Here is a 23194-nt window from a genome sequence, read left to right as displayed (position 1 = left end):
GGATCGGCCGCCGGAACCGGCAGCCAAGGGCGGCATGTTAAGCCCGCTCCATGAGGCTGACAAGTCATTGCATGGTGGGTTCGCCATGCACGGCATCCAACAGCGCCTCGCCCAGCAGAATGGGCAGTTCCGCCTGTTGCGCCCACAACACCATCAAGGCCACCAGCTTGGCGCTGCCGACGTTGATGTCGTCGCCGTGCAGTTCCATCAGGCGGTCGATGACCATTTCGCGCTGCGCGGGCGTCAAGGCGCCGTGATCCTCCAGGAACTGCAGCAGGCCGCGCACGTCGGCGGGCAGGTGCTCCAGCTCGTCTTCGGCGTAAACGCGCATGCCGCTGGCTTCGTTGGCGCCGACGTAGCCGCTGTCGTCCAGACCGCTGATGCCGTCCAGCCAATCCAGCGCGTCGTTGATCTCCTCGTCCTCGAAACCGGCGGCCTCCAATTGGCGCATCAGCGCGCCGCGGTCGCCGAAAGCGTCCGGATCGCGGAATTGTTCAAACAGGAAGGCGAGTACGTCAAACATCAATCTATCTTCTTAAAGTGCGGGTTAGCGCGGTTCAGCCCGGTTTCAGGCGCTGAAAAAGCCCGCCGGGATGGCTGGCCACCAGGCCGGCCAGCTCAAGTTCGAGCAGCATCGCGTAAAGCTCCCCCACAGTCAACCCGAGCGTGGTCGAAAGCGCATCCATACTGATGGGGTCGAATCCCATGGCTTCAAGCAGCGGCGATTCCGCCGCGGGGGCCGCCGGCTTGGCGCTGGGGCGTTTGCGTTGCAGCCTGCCCACTTCGTCCAGCACGTCGTCCACGGTTTCCACCAGTTTGGCGCCGTCCTTGATCAGCCGGTGACAGCCGCGAGACTGCGGATTGTGGATGGAACCGGGGATGGCCATCACTTCGCGGTTGTTCTCCATCGCCAGCCGCGCGGTGATCAGCGAGCCGGAGCCGATATTGGCCTCCGCCACCAGACAGCCGCGGCTGAGGCCGGCGATGATGCGGTTGCGGCGCGGGAAATGGCCGGCCAGCGGTCCCATGCCCAGCGCGAACTCGGACAGGATCAGGCCTTCCTCGGCGATGCGGTGCGCCAGCTGGCGGTTGCTGGCCGGGTAGACGCGGTCTATGCCGGTGCCGACCACGGCGACGGTGGCGGGCGGCTGTCCGAGCGCGCCGTGGTGGGCGGCGGCGTCGATGCCGCTGGCCAGGCCGCTGACGATGCAATAGCCGTGTTCGGCCAGTTCGCGGGAAAAGCTTTCCGCGTTCTGCCTGCCCTGCGGCGTGGCGACGCGGCTGCCCACGATGGCGAGCATGGGCTGGGTCAGCAGCTCGCGCCGGCCGCGGGCGAACAGCAGCGGCGGCGGCGAGTTGGATTCGGCCAGCTGCGGCGGGTAGTCGTCGTCCAGCAGCGACAGCAATTGGCAGCCCGGCGTTTGCGCCCATTCCAGCGCCGCCTCGGCGGAGGCGGCGGCCTCGCGCCGCTGCAAGGCCTCGGCCGCTTCTTTGCCGATCAAGGGTTCGGTCTGGCGGCTGTTGGCGTTCAAGGCGGCGTCGGCGCCGCCGAAGGCGTCGATCAGCCGTAAAAAGCCGGCTGGACCGATGCCGGGGGTCAGCGCCAGCAACAGCCAGTCATGCGGCGGAGCCTTCATTCTTGCTCGGGGCTGGCCACGCCGTCGCCCACGTAGATCGGGCCGCGGCTGTCCAGAACCAGCGCGTAGGACACCTTGTCGAACACACGGTAGACGAAGGCGTTGCCGGCGCGCTCCGCCGGCAGCGTCACCGTGCGCTTACCCTGCTCATCCTTGATTTCCAGCGGGCGGCCTTTTTTGAACAGGCCGAACACATGACCGTTTTCGACGCCCTGCGACTGGCCCAGATTGAGTACAATAGTGGAGTATTGGGCCGCGCCGTCCACGCCGTTGTAGACTGAGACCACCTTGCCGCTCAGATGGGCGTCGGCCGGATGCGGGGCGTAGTTGTTGAAGTTTTGCTGCGGCGCGCGCATCAGATGGTCGCCCACCAGGATTTCCTCGCTGACGTTTCTGACTTTCAGCGTCTGAACGTCGCCTTGGGGCTTGTCTGCGGTCAGGTCGCCGCTGTAGGTCGCTTCTACGCCCAGCACCTTCTTGGTGTCCGGGTCCAGCAGCGGCTTGCCCAGCCGGTAAGCCTGCCAGGTGCCGGCCTCGTTGACGCCGGTGGCGTAGACGCGGTCCCCGGTGGCGACGGTGAGGTGTTCTTCCGGTCCGGCGATCAGCTTGGGCGATTGCAGGAACTGCGCCATGTCCACCACCAGCGGCCGTTTGAGGAAGGGCTCGATCGCCGAAGCGGGAATGCTGGCCACCGCCTGATCCAGCGTCTCGACGCGGGCCTGCGGCGAGAGTTTGACTTCGCGCTGCGCGCCTCGCGCCAGCGACAGCCGCGGCTGGCCGTCCACATAGTCCAGCGCCAGCACGTCGCCCGGGTAGATCCAGTGCGGATTCTTGATTTCGCCCTGGTTCATCCGCCACAGACGCGGCCATTTCCAGGGGCTGCTCAGATAGCGTCCGGAAATGCTCCACAGCGTGTCGCCGCGCTTCACGGTGTAGCGGCTGGGCGCGTCAGCCTTCAACTGGAGATCGGCGGCGAAGGCGGGCGCGGCGAGCCCGAGGGCCAAGGCGAAGGATATAATGCTTTTACGCATGGGAAATGCCCCAATATGAAGGTGGACGGACACCTGCGGGGGTGGCCCGCATACAAGGAATCGCGTTTCGAACATGTCTATTATCGGCGTGCCGATCGCGATACGACAACTTGATGAGTGAATGAAACGACGGGGAGTCATTAAATCCGATGGCATTGTTGAATATTTTGCATTACCCGGATGAACGGCTGCACACCGTGGCCAAGCCGGTGGAGGTCTTCGACGAGGCCTTGCAGATCCAGATCGATAATATGTTCGAGACCATGTACGAGGCCAAAGGCATCGGCCTGGCCGCGACTCAGGTCGATTTCCACCACCGCCTGGTGGTGATGGACATTTCCGAGGAACGGAACGAACGCCGCGTGTTCATCAACCCGGAAATCCTGAGCAAGGATGGCGAGACGGAATATGAAGAAGGCTGTCTGTCCGTGCCCGGCATTTACGACAAAGTGACTCGCGCCGAGCGCGTCAAGGTGCGCGCGCTGGATCGCAACGGCAAGCCGTTCGAACTGGAGGCCGACGGCCTGCTGGCGATCTGCATCCAGCACGAGATCGACCATCTGGACGGCAAGGTATTCGTAGAATATCTGTCGCAGATGAAGCAGACCCGCATCAAGACCAAGCTGAAAAAGCGTGAAAAACAGAATATGTGACCGTGGCGCCGTGGGCGCCCCGTCCGGAATGGTTTGAATGAAATTGATCTTTGCCGGTACGCCGGAGTTTGCCGCCGCCGCGCTGCGCGAGTTGATCGCCGCCGGCCATGAAATCGCCCTGGTGCTGACCCAGCCGGACCGTCCGGCCGGCCGCGGCATGAAATTGAAGCCCAGCCCGGTCAAGGCGGTCGCGCTGGAGCACGGCCTGCGTGTGGAGCAGCCGGCGTCCTTGCGCAACGACGAAGCGCAGCAGATGCTGCGCGACATCGGCGCCGACTTGATGGTGGTGGCCGCCTACGGGCTGATCCTGCCGCAGGCGGTGCTGGATATTCCGACGCGCGGCTGTCTGAACATCCACGCCTCGCTGCTGCCGCGCTGGCGCGGCGCGGCGCCGATACAGCGTGCCATCCTGGCCGGCGACGCCGAAACCGGCATCACCATCATGCAGATGGACGTGGGCCTGGACACCGGCGACATGCTGTCCATCCATCCTGTGGCCATCGCAGACGACGAAACCGCCGCCACGCTGCACGACAAGCTGGCCGTGGAAGGCGCGCGCGCCATCGTCTCCACGCTGGCCGGACTGGACGGGATCGCCCCGCTCAAGCAGCCGGAAGCGGGCGTCACTTACGCGCAGAAGCTGAGCAAGGCCGAGGCCTTGGTGGACTGGAGCCTGCCGGCGGAAGAAGTGGCCCGGGCGATCCGCGCCTACAACCCGGCGCCCGGCGCGCATACCTTGCTGGCCGGCGAAGCGCTGAAACTGTGGATGGCCGGCGCGGAGGCCGGCCAGGCCGAGCCGGGCGTGATCGTCGCTGCGGACGCGGACGGCGTGCTGGTGGGCTGCGGCTCCGGCCTGGTGCGCTTGAGCGTGCTGCAGGCGGCCGGCGGCAAGCGGCTGGCCGCGCGGGACTTCGTCGCCGGCAGAAGCCAGCTGGCGGGCACGCGGCTGGGCGTGTGAGCGGATAGACTGAGGCGAGAGGAAAGGGGGCGGCAATGACGGACAACTGGTTCAAGACCACCTTGCTGATGGCGGCGATTCTGGCGCTGTTCGCCGTGATCGGCGGCATGATAGGCGGCAAAAGCGGCATGATTCTGGCCTTGCTGTTCGGCGGGGCGATGAATGTGTACGCTTGGTGGAATTCCGACCAGATGGTGCTGCGCATGTACAACGCGCAGGAGGTGGACGCCCAGAGCGCGCCGGAATTCTACGGCATGGTGGCGGAACTGGCGCAGCGCGCCGGCCTGCCTATGCCGCGCGTCTACGTGATTCACGAAGAGCAGCCCAACGCCTTCGCCACCGGCCGCAGTCCCGAGCACGCGGCGGTGGCCGCCACCAGCGGCATCATGCGCATGTTGGACTATCGCGAGCTGCGCGGGGTGATGGCGCACGAACTGGCCCACGTCCAGCACCGCGACACCTTGATCTCCACTATTTCCGCCACCATGGCCGGCGCGATATCCGCGCTGGCCAACTTCGCCATGTTCTTTGGCGGCCGCGACGAAAACGGCCAGCCGGTGGGCTGGCTGCCGCGTCTGGCCATCGCCCTGCTGGCGCCGCTGGCGGCCAGCCTGATACAGATGGCGATTTCCCGCGCGCGTGAATTCGAGGCCGACCGCGGCGGCGCCGAGATTTCCGGCGACCCGCTGGCCTTGGCCTCCGCCTTGCAGAAGATCGAGTACTATGCGCAGGGCATTGTGATGCCCACCGCCGAGGCGCACCCGGAAACCGCGCAGATGATGATCATCAATCCCTTGTCCGGCGGCGGCGGGATGGGCGATCTGTTCCGCACCCATCCGCAGACCGCGGACCGCATCGAACGGCTGCAAGCGATGGCGCGCGGCGTATATTAATTGAAGAGCGTCGGGCGGCCGTGCGCCGCCTTGATCGCGCAAGGCCAATGCCGGAGGGCATTGGCCTGTTTGTTATGGTTTGATAGAAAGCACCCATGCATCATATTCAGCAATTGGCCGCCAATATTCTGTTGCGCGTCGAATCCGGAACCAATCTGACCGAGGCCTTGGCCGAGGCTCAACGCAAGGCGCCGGAGTTGACGCCGTCCGAGCGCGGCGCTTTGCAGGATCTGGCCTACGGCAGCCTGCGCCACTTGGCGCGGCTGCGTTTCTACCTGCGCCAACTGGTGGCCAAGCCCTTGCCCGAGCCGGTGCTGGAGCGGGTGCTGATCGTGGCCTTCTATCAGCTCTCGCACACCCGCGCCGCCGAGTACGCGGTGGTGAACGAGGCGGTGACCCTGGCCAGCCGGCTGGCCAAGGGCAATTTCAAGGGCTTGGTCAACGGGGTGCTGCGCAACTTCCTGCGCCAGCGCGCCGCCTTGGAACGCGCGGCGGAAAAGGACATCGAGGCCAGCTTCAACCACCCGCTATGGTGGATCAAGGGCTTGCAGCGCGCCTATCCGGACGCCTGGCAAGCCGTGCTGGACGCCGACAACGGCCATCCGCCGATGACTTTGCGCGTCAATCGCCGCCATGGCGACGCCGCGGCCTATCTGGAGCGGCTGCGCGCCGCCGGGCTGGACGGCGAGGCTTTGGACGACGGCTCGATCACGCTGGCGCGGCCGGTCAATGTGCGAGACCTGCCGGGCTTCGCCGACGGCGAAGTCTCGGTGCAGGATTGGGGCGCGCAGCAGGCCGCGCACTGGCTGGACCTGCGCGCCGGCCAAAGGGTGCTGGACGCTTGCGCGGCGCCGGGCGGCAAGACCGGCCATATTCTGGAGAGCGCCGATGTCGAAGTGACCGCGCTGGACATCGACGAACAGCGGCTGCAGCGCGTGGCCAACAATCTGGAGCGCATCGGCGCGACCGCGCGGCTGCATGCGGCCGACGCCGGCCAGCCGGACGGCTGGTGGGACGGCCGGCCCTTCGACCGCATCCTCGCCGACGTGCCCTGTTCCGCCAGCGGCGTGGTGCGTCGCCATCCGGACATCAAGTGGCTGCGCCGCCCGGGCGATTTCGCCGCGCTGGGCGTGCAGCAGGCCGCCATGGCCGACGCGCTGTGGCCTTTGCTCGCCTCGGGCGGCAAAATGCTTTACGCTACGTGCTCCATTTTCCCCGAAGAGAATCAGCAACAGCTAGACTCCTTTCTGAATCGCCATGCGGATGCCGCGTGCCTGAGACAGGAGCAGTTGCTTCCTTGTGAGCGTCATGACGGCTTTTATTACGCGTTGCTTGAAAAACGTTAGCCTGCTGCTGTGCTTGCTGGCCGGTCTCGCCATGGCGGCGCAGGCCGAAACCATCAGCTCGCGTCGGGCTGAGGCCGAGGTGACGGCGGACGGCCAGTTGTCCGTCAGCACCCGGTTTCAGACGCGCTTGACGCCCAGTCTCAGCGACGCGCTGGAACAGGGCGTGGTGCTGCCGTTCCGGCTGGAGTTCCAGCTGACCAAGCCGCGTTTGACCGCTTACTATCTGAATTTCAGCGAGTGGTTCGATCCGCATGCCCAGTTGGGCTTCAAGCTGTCCTATCAGTCCTTGACCAATCGCTACCGCGTCACCATCGGCAATCTCTCCAACTACTACCCCACCCTGCGCGAAGCGCTGGGCGCGGTGGGCGCTATCCAGGGCTGGCGCGTGCTCAACTCCGGCACCCTGGACCCGCGGGCCTCGGGGCGCGTGGCCGGCCAGGTGCGGCTGTTGCTGGACATCGGCGAACTGCCCAAGCCCTTCCAATTGAACGCGCTGGGCTCGTCGGACTGGTCGCTGTCCTCCGACTGGGTCAAGCTGGACGTGAAGGACGGCGGCTGATGCGTTACGCGGTGATTGCGCTGGCGACGCTGGGCGCCATCCTGCTTTATCTGCTGGCCTTGGCCACCGGCAACGCATCCAAACTCAACGAATACTACTGGTGGGTGTTCGGCCTGAACGGCCTCCTGCTCGCCACGCTGCTGGGTGTGGTGGCGCGGCAGCTGCTGCGCCTGCGTCAGCGGGTGCGGCAACGGGTGTTCGGCGCCAAGCTGACCCAGAAGCTGGTGATGATGTTCGCGGTGGTGGCCTTGGTGCCGGGCATCCTGGTGTTCACCGTTTCCGCACAGTTCCTGACCCGCAGCATCGAAAGCTGGTTCGACGTCCGCGTCGAGTCGGCGCTGGACCGCAGCCTGGGCTTGGCGCGCAACTCGCTGCAGTACGTGCAGGAAGACCTGGGGCGCCGCACGCGTTCGGTGCAGGACGATATCGAGTCCTTGCCGGAAGGCCTGCTGCCGGCGCGGCTGGAGCGCTTGCGCGAGCAACTGGGATTGCGCGAGCTTGCTGTCTATAGCCGCAGCGGTCAGCTGCTGGCCTTCGCCGGCGGACTCAGCGAGCGAGTGCCTCCTCCGCTGTCGCGCGAGAGCATAGGCAAGCTCAAACCGCGCCAGACGCTGGACAGCTTCGAGAACGACGGCGGCAGCGGCCTGGTGCTGAAGTCGCTGCTGATTTACCGCAATCTGGACAGCCAGCAACGCGTGTTGCAGGCCCTGCAATCCGCTCCCGGCCGTATCGCCCAGGACGCGGAGCAGATCGAGACCGCGCGCGCGGAGTACCGCCAGCTGCTTTTGGGCCGCGAGGGCCTGACCACCTTCTACATGCTGACGCTGGCGCTGTCCGCGCTGCTGGCGTTGACTGCGGCGCTGGCCTTCGCCTTATTCTTGTCCGAGCGCCTGTCGGCGCCCTTGTCGGAGCTGGCCGCCGGCACCCGGGCCGTGGCGCAGGGCGACTTTTCCAAACGCCACCCGGTATACCGGCGCGACGAGCTGGGCATGCTGACCACCTTGTTCAACCGGATGACGCAGCAGCTCGAGGACGCGCGCCACGCCGCGGACCTCAGCCGCAGCGAACTGGAAAGCAGCAAGCTTTACCTGGAAAGCATTCTGGCCAACCTGAGCGCCGGGGTGATCGCCTTCGGCGCCGATTGGCAGCTGCGCGCCGCCAATACCAGCGCCTCGCGCATTCTGGGCGTGGATTTCGCCGAGGTGTCGGATCAGGATTTCCCGCACTGGGCCACCTCGATTCCAGCGGTGGCGCCGCTGGTGGAGTGCGTGCTGGAGTACGCGTCCAAGAACAGCGACAGCGACTGGAAAACCCAGCTTAACTATTTGACGGTGCAGGGCGAGCGCACCTTGCTGGTGCGCGGCGCCCATCTGCCTGAGGCGTCTGCGGTGGGCTATGTGGTGGTGTTCGACGATATCACCGAACTGGCGCGCGCCCAGCGCGACGCGGCCTGGGGCGAGGTGGCCAAGCGGCTGGCGCATGAGATCCGCAACCCGTTGACGCCCATCCAGCTATCGGCGGAACGGCTGGCGATGAAGCTGCAGGACAAGCTGGCCGGCGCCGACGCCGACATGCTGCGACGCTCCACCGACACTATCATCAAGCAGGTGGGCGCGCTCAAGGCCATGGTGGACGCCTTCCGCGATTACGCGCGCGCGCCGCGCACCAAGTTGACCGAATTGGACCTGAATCAAGTGGTGCGGGAGGTGATGGCTCTTTACGAATCCAACTCTGCTGTTAAGATGGCGCTTGATGAAAGGCCGTTGATGATCATGGCGGATGCGGCATTGTTGCGGCAGGTTTTACATAACCTGATTCAGAACGCGCAAGATGCGGTCCTTGACGTTGACATCCCGATGATTCAAATTAGCAGCCGAAAAGAAGAAGGCTATGCGCTCGTTTGCGTGGAGGATAACGGTCCGGGCTTTGCTCCGGAGATCCTGCAACGCGTGTTCGAACCCTATGTGACCAGCAAGACCAAAGGTACCGGTCTTGGCCTGGCGGTGGTCAAGAAGATTCTTGAAGACCATCACGGGCAGATCAAAGTGGGTAATCTCGAACCGAATGGCGCGCGCATCCTTCTCTCCCTGCCATTGCTGGAGGCCTAATGCGTAGCAGCGATATTTTGATTGTTGACGACGAGATCGGTATCCGTGAATTGCTCTCCGAGATACTGCAGGATGAGGGGTACACCGTCGCGCTGGCGGAAAACGCCGAGGTAGCCAGACAGTTGCGCAACCAGACGCGTCCGGCGTTGGTGTTGCTGGACATTTGGATGCCGGATTGCGACGGCGTGACTTTGCTCAAGGAATGGGCCAAGTCCGGTCAGCTGAACATGCCGGTGGTGATGATGTCCGGTCACGCCAGCATAGACACCGCGGTGGAGGCGACTCGCATCGGCGCTTTCGACTTCCTGGAGAAGCCGATCGCGCTGCAAAAGCTGCTGACCACGGTGCAGCGGGCGCTGAAATACGGCGATATGCAGGCCAACACCTCGCTCAATCTGGACAAGCTCGGCCGCAGCGAGCCGATCCAGGAGCTGAAGCGGCAGCTGGAACGCGTGGCCAAGGTCAAGTCGCCGGTGCTGCTGACCGGCGAACCGGGCTCCGGCTTCGAGCTGGTGGCGCGCTTCTTCCATCAGGGCAACACCCCGTGGGTGACGCCGGCCAAGCAGGAGCAATTGGCGGACGCCCCGCTGGAGCTGCTGCAAAAAGCCAATAATGGCGTCTTGTTCCTGCCGGAGATCGGCCAGTACGGCCGCCGCGTGCAACAAGGGCTGCTGTTCCTGCTGTCCAAGCTGGACCGCTTCAATGTGCGGCTGCTGTGTTCCTGCAGCCGCCCGTTGCAGGAACTGCTGGTGGATCCCGAGTGCGACAACCGCCTGCTGACGGCCTTGTCCAGCGTGATCGTGCCGATTCCGCCGCTGCGCGAGCATTCCGAAGACATCATCTTCATCGCCGAGCAGATCCTGACCGAGCTGGTGGAGTCCAAGCAGGTGCCGGCCCGCAAGCTGACCACCGCCGCGCTCAACGCCTTGAGGCAGTACGATTGGCCGGGTAATCTGGAGCAGCTGCGCAGCATCATCAAGAGCCTGGCGCTGACGTCGGAGTCCGACGAGGTGGACGCCGGCGAAGTCAACAAGGTGCTGGCGCAGTTCCGCCATGAGAAGCCGGTGGAGGAGTCCGGTTTCGACTTCAATATGCCGCTGCGCGAACTGCGCGAGCAGTTGGAGCGGCGCTACTTCGAGTACCATATCTCGCTGGAGAACGGCAATATGAGCCGGGTGGCGCAGAAGGTGGGCCTGGAGCGCACCCATCTGTACCGCAAGCTCAAGCAGCTGGGCATCAAGTTCGCCCGCAAGACGGTGGAAGAATAAGTCCGCGTTTCCGTTAGAACCGTTCAAAGTCTCGCGAGCAAGAGCGAGACAAGGCGAAAATGGCTGAAGTAGCGGAATGTACATACGGTACATGAGCATTCTGAAGGTATTTTCAACGCCGTATAGCTGAAGCGCAGCAGACTTTGAGCATAAGGCCAGCCCGGATACGGCTGGCCTTATGCTTTGGGCGATGGCGCGGCGGCGGCGTTCGGATTAGGCTAGCAATCATGATTGAACTCAACGACGAGGCGCTATTGCGCTATAGCCGGCACATTCTGCTGCCGGAAATCGACATTGCCGGCCAACAGCGGCTAAACCGGGCGCGCGCGCTGATCGTCGGCGCCGGCGGATTGGGCTCGCCGGTGGCGCTGTACCTGGCCAGCGCCGGAGTAGGGCATATCAGCATCGCCGACGACGATGTGGTGGAGCTGTCCAATCTGCAGCGTCAGATCGTTCACGACAGCGATAGCCTGGGGCATTTGAAGGCCGAGTCCGCCGTCGAGAGAATGTGCCGCATCAACCCGGAGGTGGATGCGCGGCCGCTGGCGCGGCGGCTGGACCAGGCGGCCCTTGAGGAATTGGCGGCCGACCATGATCTGGTGCTGGACTGCAGCGACAATTTCGCCACCCGCCACGCGGTGAACCGCGCCTGCGTCACCGCCGGCACACCGCTGGTGTCCGGCGCCGCGGTGCGTTTCGCCGGCCAGCTGGTGGTGTTCGATCCGCGCGATGCCGCGTCGCCCTGCTATCACTGTCTGTTTCCGGACGAGGGCGAGGCCGGGGACGGGCCGTGCGCGACTTTCGGCGTGCTGTCGCCGCTGGTGGGGGTGATAGGCAGCTTGCAGGCAGTGGAGGCGGTCAAGCTCTTGGCCGGCATTGCGCCGCGTTTGGGCCGGCTGACTCTGTACGACGGGCTGAGCGGAGAGTTCCGCCAGATCAAGGTGCCGCGGGATCCCGCTTGCGCGGTGTGCGCCGCAGGATGAAAAACGCCCCGTTTGACCGGGGCGTTGGTTTTGCCGGGGCGAGCGGGCATCACAGATGCTGCTGCACCAGCTTGCGTACTTCCTTGAAGTCCATTACGCCGACGTAGCGCTTGATGATCTTGCCCTGTTTGTCGATCAGGAAGGTGGTCGGCGCCAATTGGATGTCGCCGAAGGCCTTGGCGATCTCGCCATTGCCGTCCAGCGCGACGAAGAAGGGCAGCTGGTATTTGTCCACGAAGCTCTTCACGTAATTGGGCGGATCGTAGCTCAGCGCCACCGCGATGGTTTCATAGCCCTTGCCGGCGAACTCCTGATGCATTTTCTTGATTTCCGGCATTTCCTCAACGCAGCCCGGGCAGCTGGTGGCCCAGAAATTGACCAGCACCACCTTGCCCTTCAGCGATTCGGTGCTGGCGGTCTGGCCGCTGAGCGAGGTGTAGTTGACCTGGGGTGCCGGCGAGCCGGCGAACAGCGTCATATAGGCGACGACGGCGACCAGCGCGATGCCCAGCAGCGCGAGCAGACCTTTCTTCATTTCCTTATCCTGCGGTAAGGTCCGGGCGCGGCCCGGACGGTTCATGCCATGGCGATCAAGCCTGTTCGGCCAGCATTTGTTCCAGTAGTTCCTTCAGCTTGCCGTCCAGCGCCACCGCCTTGCCTTGTTTGGCGTCAAACACTGCGAAAGTGACGTCGGCCTCGGCCACCAGCTTGCCGTTGCCGACCAGGGTGACGCGTTGATGCATCACCGCGCTGCGGGTGCCTATCGATTTGACGCCGGTGTCGATTTGCAGCTCGTCGCCCATGGTGGCCGGGTAGCGGTAATCGATATTGATGTTGACGACCACCAGCGCCAGGCCGGACTGCAGGAACCAAGGCAGGTCGCCGCGGCTCTCGAAGTAGTTCCAGCGCGCCTCCTCCAGAAACTCCAGATAGCGGGCGTTGTTGACATGGCCGTACAGGTCCAGATGATAGCCGCGCACTTTGATCTTGGTATTGTGCTGCATGATGGTGTTTTCCCCTTTGCTCGTGATGGCGCGCTGCGCCGCCATGGACGGCGACGCCGCGGCGCCCATGTTATTCGCCCAGTTCCAGCGGCACGAAGGCCTCGCGCTCCAGCGCCTCGTCCACCAGGTCGGTGACGATGGAATGGATTTCCAGCGAGAACCATTGCTGGAACAGTTCCAGCGACAGCTCTTCCGGCCACAGGCTGTCGTCGTCGCACCAGTCGGACAGCTCGGCTGCGAATAATTGCTGGTAACGCTCGAAAACAAAGGCTTGGGCGTCGGCGTAATCTTCCGCCGCCGGGATCAGCAGCGCGTTGCAGTCCTGGCCCAGGTGCTGCAGCGAGATTTCCTCGTCCAAGCCGCCGGGCAAGGATTGCAGCCAGGCGTGGAAGGGGGCGAGGGGGCGGATCAGGGCGATGCTGCGATTGACTTCGTACATGGAGATTCCTTGATGATGTGTCAGCGACTGGACAGTTGATTGTCGCGAGTGAAAACGAATTTCTGGCGGATGCGTTGCGAGCTGGATTGCTCCGCGAGCGAGGCCGGGAACGGCGCGTAGGGCGCGGCCAGTTCCACGATGCGGCGGGCGGCTTCGTCCAGCACGTCGAAGCCGGAGCTGCGCAGCACGCGCACGTCGCGCAGGCTGCCGTCGGCTGCAATCAGCACTTCCAGCGTCACGGCGCCGTGAATGTTCTGGCGGCGGGCGGCTTCCGGGTAATTGAGGTTGCCGATGCGCTCCACTTTCAGCCGCCAGTCTTCCTGGTAGCGGGCCCAGGGGTAGCCGCGGGCGCTTTCGGCCAGCTTGCCCTGTTTGCCGCCGCTTTCCTGCTCCTTGTCGGTCAGGCCGCTGTCGCCCAACTGCCGGCTCAAGTCGCCGACCTGGGCCAGCAGGCTGCCGGCGCTGACATGTCCGACCGTGCCGGACTGCGCGGCCGGCAGCGCCGGTTTTTTGCCGGCGTCAGGGGGCCGGGCCATGGTTTGTTGCCGCGGCGATGCGTCGGCGGGTTCGGGCGTGCCGGGCTCCTCCGGCGCGGCGACCGGCTTCGCGCGATGGCTAGCCAGCTTGTCGGTCTGAGCGCTATTGCCGGCCCCCAGATTGTTCTGCTCCGCCAGCCGGCGGGTTTTGGGCGTCTGGCGGCTGGGCGTCTGGTTCAACTGCACATTGATGATCTGGGCGGAGACGGGCGCGGGCGGGCTGGAGCGTGGACGAATCTCCAGGCTGAACAACAGCGCATGGACCAGCAGCGAAGCGAGCAGCGTCAAGCCCAGCGGCAGCATGGTGGCGCTGGAAGTCGAGGGCGAGAGCGGACTAGTGGACATGGATGGCTGTTGTGTTGGCTTTCACCGGGTAAGCGGAGTTCGCCGCAGGCGGAACCGGGCGCAGCTGAAAGTGTAGCACGGCGGCCAGTAAAAACGCCGCGCTGAGCGCGGCGTGGCGATGCATCAAGCGTGCGGGCGTATTATTTTTCCAGCAGGCTGCGCAGCATCCAGGCGGTTTTCTCGTGAACTTGCAGACGCTGGGTCAGCAGGTCGGCGCTGGGCTCGTCGGCGGCGCGTTCCACCACGGCGAAAATGCTGCGCGCGGTGCGACATACGGTTTCATGGCCGTCCACCAGCTGGCGGATCATCTCCTCGGCCTTGGGCGGGGCGCCGGCGGCTTCCTGGATCGCGGTCAGCTTGGCGTAGTCGGCATAACTGCCCGGCGCGTGGTGGCCCAGCGCGCGGATGCGTTCAGCCACGGCGTCCACCGCCAGCGCCAGTTCGTTGTACTGGGTTTCGAACATCAGGTGCAGGGTGTTGAACATCGGCCCGGTGACGTTCCAGTGGAAGTTGTGGGTTTTCAGATACAGGGTGTAGGTGTCGGCCAGCAGGCGGGACAAGCCATGAGCGATTTCCTGGCGGTCTTGTTCGTTGATTCCAATATCCATCGCGATATCCTCATAAGTGAAGGGAGAGCGGAAGCCTCCCGTCGGCTGACGCCGGCGCGGCGGCTTTTGGACTACACTCTCCCGTTTTGCGGGAAAAAATCATGAAACCTTGGCTGGACTGCCGCAACGGCGCTGTCCGTCTGACGCTGCATGTGCAGCCCGGCGCCAGGAAAACCGAGGCGGCGGGCGAACACGGCGACTGCCTGAAAATACGTTTGGCCGCGCCGCCGGTGGACGGCAAGGCCAATGCCGCGCTGTTGGCCTGGCTGGCGCAGCGCTTCGCCGTGGCCAAGCGCGACGTTCAACTGCTGTCCGGCGACAAGAGCCGGCACAAGGTGGTCTTGCTTCAGTGCGAGATCACCGAGGAAGACGCGCTGCGGCGGCTGGACTGTCAGTGAAGGCGCCGGTCGGGCGGCGTGGTTTTGTCCACCCGGGTATATTCTCCATCGATGATGTCGGGGTCGGCGGCGGCTCCGGGTCCGGTCGCCGCGCGAGCATTGACGGCAATGCTGGGGCCTTTGAAAGGCAGCAGCAATAGTACGGCGGCCAGGTCGCTGATGACGCCTGGTATCAGGAACAGCACGCCGGCCAGCAAATAACGCAGCGGCCAGAGCAAGGAATACAGCGATACGCGGTCGCCCTGGCGCATCACGCTGCCCAGGGTGAACAAGGCGCCGATCTGCTGGTTGCGCAACATCCACAAGCCCAGCAGCGAAGACAGCACGACGAAAACGAAGACGGCGAGCCCGCCGAAGTGGTCCGCCAGCGCCACCAGGGCGGCGATTTCAGCGAAGGGGTACAGCAACAGCAGGATGAGGAAGGTGCGCATGGGCAACTGAATCCGGTAAGTGGGTTTCGCGATCAGGCGGCGGACGCGTAAACCTGATCCCTTGTTGTACACATGGGTATGGCTTGGCGGCTTTCAAGGCCGGTCTGGAATTATCGTTCGGGCTTAGATGATATCGCGGCGCTTCGGTTCCCGTTTCAAGCGGGCTTTTCCGCCCGTGCTGCTGTCATTATCATGAAAAAAAATGCAAAAACCCGTTGACGACCCTGAACTGTTTCATTATAGTTGCGCTCTCTCTTGGGTCGTTAGCTCAGCTGGTAGAGCAGCGGACTTTTAATCCGTTGGTCGCAGGTTCGAATCCCGCACGACCCACCAGTTTCCGATACCGGAAATTGCCAAGAGTTTTGTTGGGGGTCGTTAGCTCAGCTGGTAGAGCAGCGGACTTTTAATCCGTTGGTCGCAGGTTCGAATCCCGCACGACCCACCACGACAAACTCTTAGCGCCCAGGATCGGGTCGTTAGCTCAGCTGGTAGAGCAGCGGACTTTTAATCCGTTGGTCGCAGGTTCGAATCCCGCACGACCCACCAAATATATAGCAATCAGGCCAGTTCGCGAGAACTGGCCTTTTTGTTTTTTCTCGCTTCCCTTGTTTCCCTCTGCTTTAGCGTTTGCCGGTTTTCCGGGGTCTTTCTCGCGGACATGTCTTTGTCGTGGTAAATTTGATAATGATTGTAAGAATCATTCGCATTATAATGGCGAGTTATTCGCCTCTTCCCGACGTCCGCGCCGCCGCGCGCAGGCGCCGGGATCGCATCAAACAGGAAACACAGAGCATGACTACCGTTGTCGAGAAAACCCGCACTCAGGACTTGAAGGCCCGCACCCACGAAACCCACGACGCGCTGGACCAGCGCATCATGGCGAATCAGCCGTTCGCCACCCGTGAAAACTATGCGCGCTTCCTGCTGGCGCAATACCGCTTCCTGCGCGACGCCGACGCGCTGTACGACAATCCCGAGCTGGCCCGCCTGTTCCCGGACCTGGCCGAGCGCCGCCGTTACGACAGCATCGCCGCCGATCTGCGGGATCTGGACCGCCCGCTGCCGGAATTGCGCGAAGCGCCGATCAGCAGCACGCTGGACGTGGCCAGCGCGATGGGTTGGCTCTACGTGGTGGAGGGCTCCAAGCTGGGCGCGGCCATTCTGTACAAGCTGGCCGGCAAACTGGGCCTGGACGAGCATTGCGGCGCCCGCCATCTGGCCGGCCACCCGGACGGCCGCGCCCGCCACTGGCGCGCGTTCACCGCGGCGCTGGACGGTCTGCAGCTGGACGAGGCGGCCGAGCAACGCGTCACCGCTGGCGCGGTGGCCGCTTTCGCCTGCATGAACAGCCATCTGGACCAGGTGTACGCTTGAGTCAGCGTTTGCGGCACCCCGCGGTGCGCTGGCTATACCTGTGCGCCGGCGTGGCGATGCTGGCCTTGGGCGTCATCGGCGCCTTGCTGCCGGTGATGCCGACCACGATTTTTCTGATTTTGGCCTTGGCTTGCTTCAGCAAGTCCTCTCCGCGGCTGGAGCAGCGGCTGCTCGCGCATCCGCGTTACGGGCCGGGCCTGCGCCGCTGGCGCGAGCACCGCGTGGTGCCGGTCAAGGCCAAGTGCTTCGCCGCCATGGGCATGGGCGCGGGTTTCGCCGCCTTGTTGCTGGCGCGGCCTCCGCACTGGGTGCCGTGGCTGGTGGGGGCGATCGAATTGAGTGTCTTGCTGTACTTGCTGTCGCGGCCTTCGCAGGCGATCGAACCGGCCGGGACGGCCGCGGCGCCCCAGCCGGATTTAGCCAAAACCCCGCCGCCGCGTTAAGCTTGCGCATCGACACCGAAAACGGGAGCTGTGTGATGAGGGTAAACGGAATCGTCGCGGCCTTGGCCGCCCTGGCCTTGCCTGCCTTGGCTGTGGCGCAGACGGCGGACGAACAGTTGCTGGCGGCGCAGATGTACTACCAGCAAGTGCGCGGCGCGCAGCAGAAGGCGGACGCGCGTTTGACGCAGGCCGAGTCCGACAAGCTCAAGGCGGAGCAGCGACTGAGCGAGGCTCAGGCGGGCTTGAGCGGCGCCACGGCGGAACTGGAGGCGGCCAAGTCGGCTCAGGCCGCAGCGGCGCAGACCAGCGAGGCGGCCACCAAGGCCTTGAATGAGGCTTGGCAGCGCAAGGACGGCGGGCAGTAGTTAGCCGCCGCGCAATTGCCGGTAGCGGTTGAGGTCGTTCTGAGTCTTTTGGCGGAAGGCGGCCAGCTCTTGCTGCTTGGCGGCGATTTGCCTGGCCAGTTCGGCTTGCTCCGCCTGTAACACGTTCAGATTGCGCTGACTGTTTTGCGGAGGGGCCTGTTTGTTGCGCCGGCTTTGCGCAATGTCTTGCTGAATGCCTTGAATTTGCAGCGTCAGGCCGCGAGAGCGCTGTTGCAGCGCGTCCAGCGCGCTTTGCAGCACAGCCTGCTGTTTGGCGCGCTCGGCCTGCAGTTGCTGCAGGTTGGCGTAGCTTTCCACCAGCGCGTTGTCGCGGCGGGTGTTTTCCAATTGCTGGGCGTCGCGTTGTTTTTGCGCGGCCTCGGCGGCTTCGCGCGCCTGGCGGGCGGCGGGGCTTTCCGCCGGTTTGGTGACGGCGCCCTGCTTGGACAGCTCGGCGACGCCCTGCTGCTGGCTTTGCAGCGGCGGGGAGTCGCTGTAATGCACCTTGCCGGATTCGTCCACCCACTTGTAGAGGCCGCCGGCGCAGGCGGCGGTTCCCAGTATCAGCAGCGCGAGTCCGGCAAGCGGTTTCATCAGTCGTTGACTCCGTATTGCGCCCGGTAGGCGCGCACCGCGTCCAGGTGCGCCGCCAGTTCCGGGCTGTGTTCCAGGAAGCCGAGCAAATCTTTCAGCGTGGCGATGGCGATGACCGGCAGGCCATGTTGCTGGGCCACTTCCTGCACCGCCGACAATTCGCCGCTGCCGCGTTCCATGCGGTCCAGCGCGATGGCCACCCCGGCCGGTTCGGCGCCGGCGGCGCGGATCAGCTGCACCGATTCGCGCACCGAGGTGCCGGCGGAGATCACATCGTCGATGATCAGGACCTTGCCTTGCAGCGGGGCGCCCACCAGGGTGCCGCCTTCGCCGTGGTCCTTGGCTTCCTTGCGGTTGTAGGCGAAGGGCACGTTGCGACCCTGTTCCGCCATCGCCATGCAGGCGCCGGCGGCCAGGATGATGCCTTTATAGGCCGGGCCGAACAACATGTCGAATTGCACGCCGCTTTCCAGTATCGACTTGGCGTAGAAGCGCGACAAGTGCAAAGTGGACAGACCGTCGTTGAACAGGCCGGCGTTGAAGAAGTAGGGAGACTTGCGGCCGGCCTTGGTGATGAACTCGCCAAACTTCAAAACCTGCTTGTCGAGCGCAAAACGAATAAAATCCTGACGGAAATCGCTCATCATTACTCCTTATTAACTGTTAACTGTTTGAACGGCTGAAAAAATTGCCGGCAAGCATATCACGGGAGAGTCCTTTGCTTCGAATCGTTTCCGCCAATCTGAACGGCATCCGCTCCGCCGATAAAAAAGGCTTTTTCGACTGGTTGGCCGGCATAGACGCCGACTTCGTCTGCGTGCAGGAACTAAAGGCCCAGGCCGGCGACCTGTCCGAGCGCATGCGCCAGCCGGACGGGATGACCGGCTATTTCCATTACGCGGAAAAAAAGGGCTACAGCGGCGTAGGCCTGTATACCCGTCATCAACCGGATGCGGTGGTGGAGGGGCTGGGCGTCGACTGGATCGACGCCGAAGGCCGCTTTTTGCAACTGGATTTCGGCAATCTCAGCGTGATTTCGCTGTATCTGCCGTCGGGCTCCAGCAGCGATGAACGCCAGCAAGTGAAATTCGATTTTCTCGACGTGTTCATGCCGCATCTGGAAACGCTGCGCGCGGCCGGCCGCGACATCGTGATCTGCGGCGACTGGAATATCGCCCACAACGAGATTGATCTGAAGAATTGGAAGGGCAATCTGAAGAACTCCGGTTTCCTGCCGGAAGAGCGCGCCTGGATGACGGACTTGCTGGGCCGCGTGGGTTGGTGCGACGCCTGGCGCCGCCTGTACCCGGACACGCCGGGCTACACCTGGTGGAGCAACCGCGGCCAGGCTTACGCCAAGGATGTGGGCTGGCGCATCGATTATCACATCGTGACCCCGTCGCTGATGGAGCTGGCGCGCAAGGCCTCGGTATACAAGGACGAGAAGTTTTCCGACCATGCGCCGCTGATCGTCGATTACGAACGGAGCCTGTGATGTTGGACGAGGACGACGTCACCTTGATCACGGTGCCGGGCTGGGGCAATTCCGGCGCTGAGCATTGGCAGACCAGTTGGGAGCGCTGCTACCCCTTGGCGCGCCGGGTGGAGCAGGACGATTGGCTGTACCCGGAGTGCGAGGCCTGGGTGGAAGGCATCCGGCGCACGCTGGAGCAGGTGCCGGGCCGCTGGATGCTGGCGGCGCACAGCCTGGGCTGCCATGCGGCGGCGGCCTGGCTGCGGACCTTGTCCTTGCGCGAACAGAAGCGGCTGCAAGGGCTGCTGCTGGTGGCGCCGCCGGCCTTGCCCATCAGCGAGGCGCGGGCGCGCGCCAGCGGCGAACTGCCGGAGGACGCGCCCTTGCCCGCTTTCGCCGGCTTCAACGCGCCGACGCTGCGCTTGCCGGCGCCGGCCTTGCTGGTGGCCAGCCGCGACGACTTGTTCTGCGACATGGCCGAGGCCGAGGCGATGGCGCAAGCCTGGGGCTGTCCCTTGGTGGACGCCGGCGCGCATGGACACCTGGGCAGCGCCGCGCGCCTTGGGCATTGGCGCTTCGGCCAGGATTTGCTGCAGGAACTGATGCTGGCCTGAGCCTAGCGCGCCACCGGCCGCGCCGGGTCGCTGCACCATTCGCTCCAGGAGCCTGGGTAGAGCCGGCTGCCTTCGAAGCCGGCGTGGCGCAGCGCCAGCAGATTGTGGCAGGCGGTGACGCCGGAGCCGCATTGATGAACGATGGACGCCGGATCGAGGTCGCCGAGCGCCGCTTGCCATTCGGCGCGCAGCTGTTCCGTCGGCTTGAAGCGGTTGTCGGCGTCGACGTTGAGCATGAAGAAGCGGTTGGCCGCGCCGGGAATATGGCCGCCCACCGGATCCAGCGTTTCGCCTTCGCCGCGGAAGCGCTCGGCGGAACGGGCGTCCACCACGGTGAAGGCCGGCTGCTCGATATTGCTCAGCACGGCGGCGGCGTCGACGGTGTCTTCCAGCGCGGGCTTGATCGAGAAACGGCAGGGACGGCGTTCCGCCGTTTGCTGGTCAAGGGCGCGGCCGGTCCGGGTCCAGGCCTGGACGCCGCCGTCCAGCACCGCGACCGCGGAGTGTCCCAGCCAGCGCAGCAGCCACCAGGCGCGGGCCGCGTATTGTCCGGCGGCGTCGTCGTAGGCGACCACCTGGGTGTCCGGAGTGATGCCGATCGCGCCGAGGTCCACCGCCAAGCGGCTGCCGTCGGGCAGCGGATGGCGGCCGTTGGCGCCGGTCTTGCTGCCGGAAAGATGGTAATCCAGGTTCAGGTAATGCGCGTTCGGCAGGTGGCCGGCCTCATAGGCGGTCAAGCCATAATCCGCTTGTTCCAGCCGGAAGCGGCAATCCAGAATCACAAGGCGTTCTGCCGGCAGGGCCGCTAGCTGTTCCGCGGAGATCAAGGTTTGGTGCATGGCATTCCTCTTTCTTGATGGATGGCCGAGGGCGGGCGCTTAGCGCAGCCGTCCAGCCTGATAAGGACGCGGGCAGGGCAGCAGCCGGTAGCTGCCGGGCTCCAGGCGCAGGCTGTCCACTTGTTTCGTGCCGTCCGGGCCGCAGCGGCGCAAGGCCAGCCAGTGCCGGCCGTCGGCGTCCACGCTGTCGACCGCCCAGCTCAGGCCGGATTCGGCGAAGAAGCGGTAGCAGGCCAGATCGGCGCCTTCCAGCCCGTCCGGAACCTGGTCCACCTGGATTTGATAGTCCAGCCAGCAATGAGTCTGGGCGGCGGCGAGCTGTCGGCGCAACTGCTCCGCCAGTTGCGGCCAGGCGCGCGGAGCGCTTTGGCGGCGGGCCGCGGCCCAGATCGGGGCGGGAAAATGAGCGTCGTCGGCGAAGCGGGGAATCACGTGCCAGTGCAGGTGGGGCACCATATTGCCGAGGCTGGCCAGGTTGATCTTGTCGGCTTGCATGCAGTGCAGCAGCGCGGCTTCCACGTAATGGACCCAGTCCAGCAGGTGCAGGCGGTCGCAGGCGGACAGGTCCGTCATTTCCTTGACGTGGGCCTTCCAGATCACGCGGCAGAAACCGGGGTAGCCTTCCTCGTCCACCAGCAGGACTTTGAGATGATCGTCTTCGTGCAATACTTGTCCGGCCGGGGCCTGGCACAATTCACAATCCATGATGGCGGCCTTTTGAAATGCGGAAACCTTATTGTAACGGTTGCCGCGGGCTTCGGCTAAAGCCCGGTTCGCTGCTATCATTACAGAAATTATGATTTGAACTATTTATCATGCCTTCTGCCGTATGCCGTCGCCTGTGCGGTGTTCAGGCGCTGCGGCGGGCACAATGGAGAGCTTGATGACGGATATGATGATTATTCTGGCGCTGATTCTGGCCAGCGCCTTTTTCTCGGTGTCGGAAATATCGCTGGCGGCTTCCCGCAAGATCCGCTTGCGTCAGATGATGGACGAGGGCAACGTCAATGCCGGCAAGGTGCTGGCTTTGCAGGAGCATCCGGGACATTTCTTCACCGTGGTGCAGATAGGCGTCAATGCGGTGGCCATCCTGGGCGGCATTGTCGGCGAGGCGGCGTTCACGCCCTTCTTCGCCCGCGTATTGGGGTTTTTCCTGTCTCCGGATCTGGCTCAGAGCCTGGGTTTTCTCTCGTCCTTCCTGCTGGTGACCAGCCTGTTCATCCTGTTCGCCGACTTGACGCCCAAACGTCTGGGCATGGTGGCCGCGGAGACGGTGGCGGTGCGCATTGTGCGGCCCATGCTGTTCATGGTGTTGCTGTTCAAGCCGCTGGTGTGGCTGTTCAATGAATTGTCCGGCCTGCTGCTGCGGCTGGTGGGCATGCCGACCAGCCCGCGCGACGAGATCACCAGCGACGACATCTCGGCGATGATGGACGCGGGCGCGGAAGCCGGCGTGCTGCACCGGCAGGAACATCAGGTGATTGAGAACGTGTTCGAGCTGGAAAGCCGGCTGGTGCCGTCGTCGATGACGCCGCGGGAGAGCATCATCTATTTCACGCTGGACGAAGCGGAGGACAGCATCAAGTCCAAGGTGGCCGAGCAGCCGCATTCCAAGTTCCTGGTCTGCGACAATGGCATCGACAATGTGGTCGGCTACGTCGATTCCAAGGATTTGCTGCGCCGGGTGCTGGCCGGCCGCGCGATCTCCTTGAAGGAGCCCGGCTTGTTGAAGACGGTGCTGTTGATTCCGGACTCCTTGACCTTGTCGGAGTCGCTGGATCAATTCAAGGGCACGCGCGAGGATTTCGCGGTGATCTTGAACGAATACGCTTTTGTCGTCGGCCTGATCACGCTCAATGACGTGATGTCCACGGTGATGGGCGATCTGGTGGGCCAGGGACAGGAGGAGCAAATCGTCAAACGCGATGAGAATTCCTGGCTGGTGGACGGCATCACCCCGGTGGAAGATGTGCTGCGGGTGTTGGAGATCGACGAATTGCCGGACGATCAGAACTACGAAACCGTGGCCGGCTTCATGATGTATATGCTGCGCAAGATTCCACGCCGCACCGATTGCGTGCAATACGCGGGCTACAAGTTCGAAGTGGTGGACATCGACAATCACAAGATCGATCAGATCCTGGTGACGCGGGTGGCGGCCAAGGAGCCGGCGCCGGTCTGAGAAGATTTGACTCCGCTCGCTTGGAGAGGCGCGGCGCTGAGGCCTTGTACGATCGGTTACATGATTTAACACAGGCCTCACAGACTGCGGCGAGGCGGCTTGCATATGATGA

Annotated in this window: 28 protein-coding genes and 3 tRNA genes; 18 read left to right on the top strand and 13 right to left on the bottom strand. The window is 64.1% G+C overall.

Going from position 1 to position 23194, the window contains the following annotated elements; all coding sequences use genetic code 11:
* Positions 1-64: 64 nt before the first annotated feature.
* The 3 genes from NK214_RS00240 to NK214_RS00230 are packed head-to-tail and all read right to left on the bottom strand — an operon-like array spanning position 65 to position 2668.
* On the bottom strand, positions 65-523 hold the full coding sequence (locus NK214_RS00240; RefSeq protein ID WP_048413521.1) for a DUF494 family protein: 459 nt from the start codon (positions 521-523) through the stop codon (positions 65-67).
* Positions 524-557: 34 nt separating this feature from the next.
* Positions 558-1637, bottom strand: coding sequence for a DNA-processing protein DprA (gene dprA, locus NK214_RS00235; protein ID WP_253313494.1), 1080 nt, complete (start codon positions 1635-1637; stop codon positions 558-560).
* The gene (locus tag NK214_RS00230; RefSeq protein WP_235084894.1) at positions 1634-2668 is read right to left on the bottom strand and encodes a LysM peptidoglycan-binding domain-containing protein; all 1035 of its coding nucleotides are present in this window, start codon (positions 2666-2668) and stop codon (positions 1634-1636) included. The genes dprA and NK214_RS00230 overlap by 4 nt, the downstream gene beginning before the upstream one ends.
* Positions 2669-2817: 149 nt before the next feature.
* On the opposite strand from NK214_RS00230, the gene def reads away from it, so the two are divergent.
* The 8 genes from def (at position 2818) to NK214_RS00190 (ending at position 11436) form a co-directional block, all read left to right on the top strand.
* Positions 2818-3321, top strand: coding sequence for a peptide deformylase (gene def, locus NK214_RS00225; RefSeq protein ID WP_107797869.1), 504 nt, complete (start codon positions 2818-2820; stop codon positions 3319-3321).
* Positions 3322-3358: 37 nt separating this feature from the next.
* Positions 3359-4279 carry a methionyl-tRNA formyltransferase gene (fmt, locus tag NK214_RS00220; RefSeq protein WP_107797870.1) on the top strand — a complete coding sequence of 307 codons (921 nt, stop codon included), beginning with the start codon at positions 3359-3361 and terminating at the stop codon, positions 4277-4279.
* A 35-nt stretch (positions 4280-4314) separates the two neighbouring features.
* Positions 4315-5172: a zinc metalloprotease HtpX gene (gene htpX, locus NK214_RS00215; RefSeq protein ID WP_227106518.1), complete on the top strand. Its 858-nt coding sequence runs from the start codon at positions 4315-4317 to the stop codon at positions 5170-5172.
* Positions 5173-5267: 95 nt separating this feature from the next.
* A complete protein-coding gene (rsmB, locus tag NK214_RS00210; protein ID WP_253313493.1) occupies positions 5268-6518 on the top strand; it encodes a 16S rRNA (cytosine(967)-C(5))-methyltransferase RsmB in 1251 nt (416 codons plus the stop codon).
* The gene (locus tag NK214_RS00205; protein WP_233246632.1) at positions 6505-7077 is read left to right on the top strand and encodes a DUF4390 domain-containing protein; all 573 of its coding nucleotides are present in this window, start codon (positions 6505-6507) and stop codon (positions 7075-7077) included. The genes rsmB and NK214_RS00205 overlap by 14 nt, the downstream gene beginning before the upstream one ends.
* Positions 7077-9185 (top strand): ATP-binding protein, encoded by a 2109-nt coding sequence (locus NK214_RS00200; protein ID WP_107797874.1) that lies wholly within the window; start codon positions 7077-7079, stop codon positions 9183-9185. The genes NK214_RS00205 and NK214_RS00200 overlap by 1 nt, the downstream gene beginning before the upstream one ends.
* Positions 9185-10453, top strand: a complete 1269-nt coding sequence (locus NK214_RS00195; RefSeq protein WP_019100015.1) for a sigma-54 dependent transcriptional regulator — start codon at positions 9185-9187, stop codon at positions 10451-10453. Before NK214_RS00200 ends, NK214_RS00195 begins: the two co-directional genes overlap by 1 nt.
* Before the next feature lie 227 nt (positions 10454-10680).
* Positions 10681-11436, top strand: a complete 756-nt coding sequence (locus NK214_RS00190) for a molybdopterin-synthase adenylyltransferase MoeB (RefSeq protein WP_253313492.1) — start codon at positions 10681-10683, stop codon at positions 11434-11436.
* Between the two features lie 49 nt (positions 11437-11485).
* Here the strand turns inward: NK214_RS00190 and NK214_RS00185 are convergent, their stop codons facing one another.
* From NK214_RS00185 to NK214_RS00165, 5 genes are all read right to left on the bottom strand, one after another.
* The gene (locus tag NK214_RS00185) at positions 11486-11971 is read right to left on the bottom strand and encodes a TlpA disulfide reductase family protein (RefSeq protein ID WP_107797876.1); all 486 of its coding nucleotides are present in this window, start codon (positions 11969-11971) and stop codon (positions 11486-11488) included.
* A 55-nt stretch (positions 11972-12026) separates the two neighbouring features.
* Positions 12027-12440 carry a YbgC/FadM family acyl-CoA thioesterase gene (locus NK214_RS00180; RefSeq protein WP_253313577.1) on the bottom strand — a complete coding sequence of 138 codons (414 nt, stop codon included), beginning with the start codon at positions 12438-12440 and terminating at the stop codon, positions 12027-12029.
* 70 nt (positions 12441-12510) lie between these two features.
* Entirely contained in the window at positions 12511-12879 is a 369-nt protein-coding gene (locus tag NK214_RS00175; RefSeq protein WP_107797877.1) for a VacJ, read from the bottom strand.
* A gap of 20 nt (positions 12880-12899) precedes the next feature.
* Positions 12900-13760 carry an energy transducer TonB gene (locus NK214_RS00170; protein WP_253313491.1) on the bottom strand — a complete coding sequence of 287 codons (861 nt, stop codon included), beginning with the start codon at positions 13758-13760 and terminating at the stop codon, positions 12900-12902.
* Between the two features lie 140 nt (positions 13761-13900).
* Entirely contained in the window at positions 13901-14368 is a 468-nt protein-coding gene (locus NK214_RS00165) for a Dps family protein (protein WP_107797879.1), read from the bottom strand.
* A 101-nt stretch (positions 14369-14469) separates the two neighbouring features.
* On the opposite strand from NK214_RS00165, the gene NK214_RS00160 reads away from it, so the two are divergent.
* Complete coding sequence (locus NK214_RS00160; protein ID WP_253313490.1) at positions 14470-14766, top strand: DUF167 domain-containing protein; 297 nt, start codon at positions 14470-14472, stop codon at positions 14764-14766.
* Here NK214_RS00160 and NK214_RS00155 read toward each other — a convergent pair.
* A complete protein-coding gene (locus NK214_RS00155) occupies positions 14760-15197 on the bottom strand; it encodes an FxsA family protein (RefSeq protein ID WP_107797881.1) in 438 nt (145 codons plus the stop codon). The two genes, NK214_RS00160 and NK214_RS00155, sit on opposite strands and share 7 nt — an antisense overlap.
* Before the next feature lie 257 nt (positions 15198-15454).
* Between NK214_RS00155 and NK214_RS00150 the strand changes: the two genes are divergently transcribed.
* The 6 genes from NK214_RS00150 (at position 15455) to NK214_RS00125 (ending at position 17379) form a co-directional block, all read left to right on the top strand.
* Positions 15455-15530 (top strand) — tRNA-Lys (locus NK214_RS00150).
* A 36-nt stretch (positions 15531-15566) separates the two neighbouring features.
* Positions 15567-15642, top strand: a tRNA-Lys gene (locus NK214_RS00145).
* 25 nt (positions 15643-15667) lie between these two features.
* Positions 15668-15743: transfer RNA gene (locus NK214_RS00140), tRNA-Lys, on the top strand.
* A 246-nt stretch (positions 15744-15989) separates the two neighbouring features.
* Entirely contained in the window at positions 15990-16571 is a 582-nt protein-coding gene (locus tag NK214_RS00135) for a biliverdin-producing heme oxygenase (protein WP_227106529.1), read from the top strand.
* The gene (locus NK214_RS00130) at positions 16568-17014 is read left to right on the top strand and encodes a YbaN family protein (protein WP_199225783.1); all 447 of its coding nucleotides are present in this window, start codon (positions 16568-16570) and stop codon (positions 17012-17014) included. Before NK214_RS00135 ends, NK214_RS00130 begins: the two co-directional genes overlap by 4 nt.
* Before the next feature lie 35 nt (positions 17015-17049).
* Complete coding sequence (locus tag NK214_RS00125; protein WP_227106531.1) at positions 17050-17379, top strand: hypothetical protein; 330 nt, start codon at positions 17050-17052, stop codon at positions 17377-17379.
* Here NK214_RS00125 and NK214_RS00120 read toward each other — a convergent pair whose 3' ends face one another.
* Both NK214_RS00120 and pyrE read right to left on the bottom strand, forming a co-directional pair.
* Entirely contained in the window at positions 17380-17973 is a 594-nt protein-coding gene (locus NK214_RS00120) for a DUF4124 domain-containing protein (protein ID WP_107797884.1), read from the bottom strand.
* Complete coding sequence (pyrE, locus tag NK214_RS00115; protein ID WP_235084877.1) at positions 17973-18617, bottom strand: orotate phosphoribosyltransferase; 645 nt, start codon at positions 18615-18617, stop codon at positions 17973-17975. The genes NK214_RS00120 and pyrE overlap by 1 nt, the downstream gene beginning before the upstream one ends.
* Before the next feature lie 74 nt (positions 18618-18691).
* On the opposite strand from pyrE, the gene NK214_RS00110 reads away from it, so the two are divergent.
* Positions 18692-19468 (top strand): exodeoxyribonuclease III, encoded by a 777-nt coding sequence (locus NK214_RS00110; RefSeq protein ID WP_107797886.1) that lies wholly within the window; start codon positions 18692-18694, stop codon positions 19466-19468.
* On the top strand, positions 19468-20061 hold the full coding sequence (locus tag NK214_RS00105) for an alpha/beta hydrolase (protein WP_227106537.1): 594 nt from the start codon (positions 19468-19470) through the stop codon (positions 20059-20061). The genes NK214_RS00110 and NK214_RS00105 overlap by 1 nt, the downstream gene beginning before the upstream one ends.
* A 2-nt stretch (positions 20062-20063) precedes the next feature.
* Here NK214_RS00105 and NK214_RS00100 read toward each other — a convergent pair whose 3' ends face one another.
* Positions 20064-20900, bottom strand: coding sequence for a sulfurtransferase (locus NK214_RS00100; protein ID WP_253313489.1), 837 nt, complete (start codon positions 20898-20900; stop codon positions 20064-20066).
* 39 nt (positions 20901-20939) lie between these two features.
* Complete coding sequence (locus tag NK214_RS25140; protein WP_371926177.1) at positions 20940-21605, bottom strand: HIT family protein; 666 nt, start codon at positions 21603-21605, stop codon at positions 20940-20942.
* 178 nt (positions 21606-21783) lie between these two features.
* Between NK214_RS25140 and NK214_RS00090 the strand changes: the two genes are divergently transcribed.
* Positions 21784-23082, top strand: a complete 1299-nt coding sequence (locus NK214_RS00090; protein ID WP_227106541.1) for a hemolysin family protein — start codon at positions 21784-21786, stop codon at positions 23080-23082.
* Positions 23083-23194 lie beyond the last annotated feature (112 nt).

Origin of the sequence: Chromobacterium sp. S0633 (assembly GCF_024158805.1) — a bacterium.
Taxonomy (GTDB): Bacteria; Pseudomonadota; Gammaproteobacteria; order Burkholderiales; family Chromobacteriaceae; genus Chromobacterium.
Note: the sequence above shows the minus strand (reverse complement) of the source record. Positions and strands in the feature narration are given on the sequence as shown.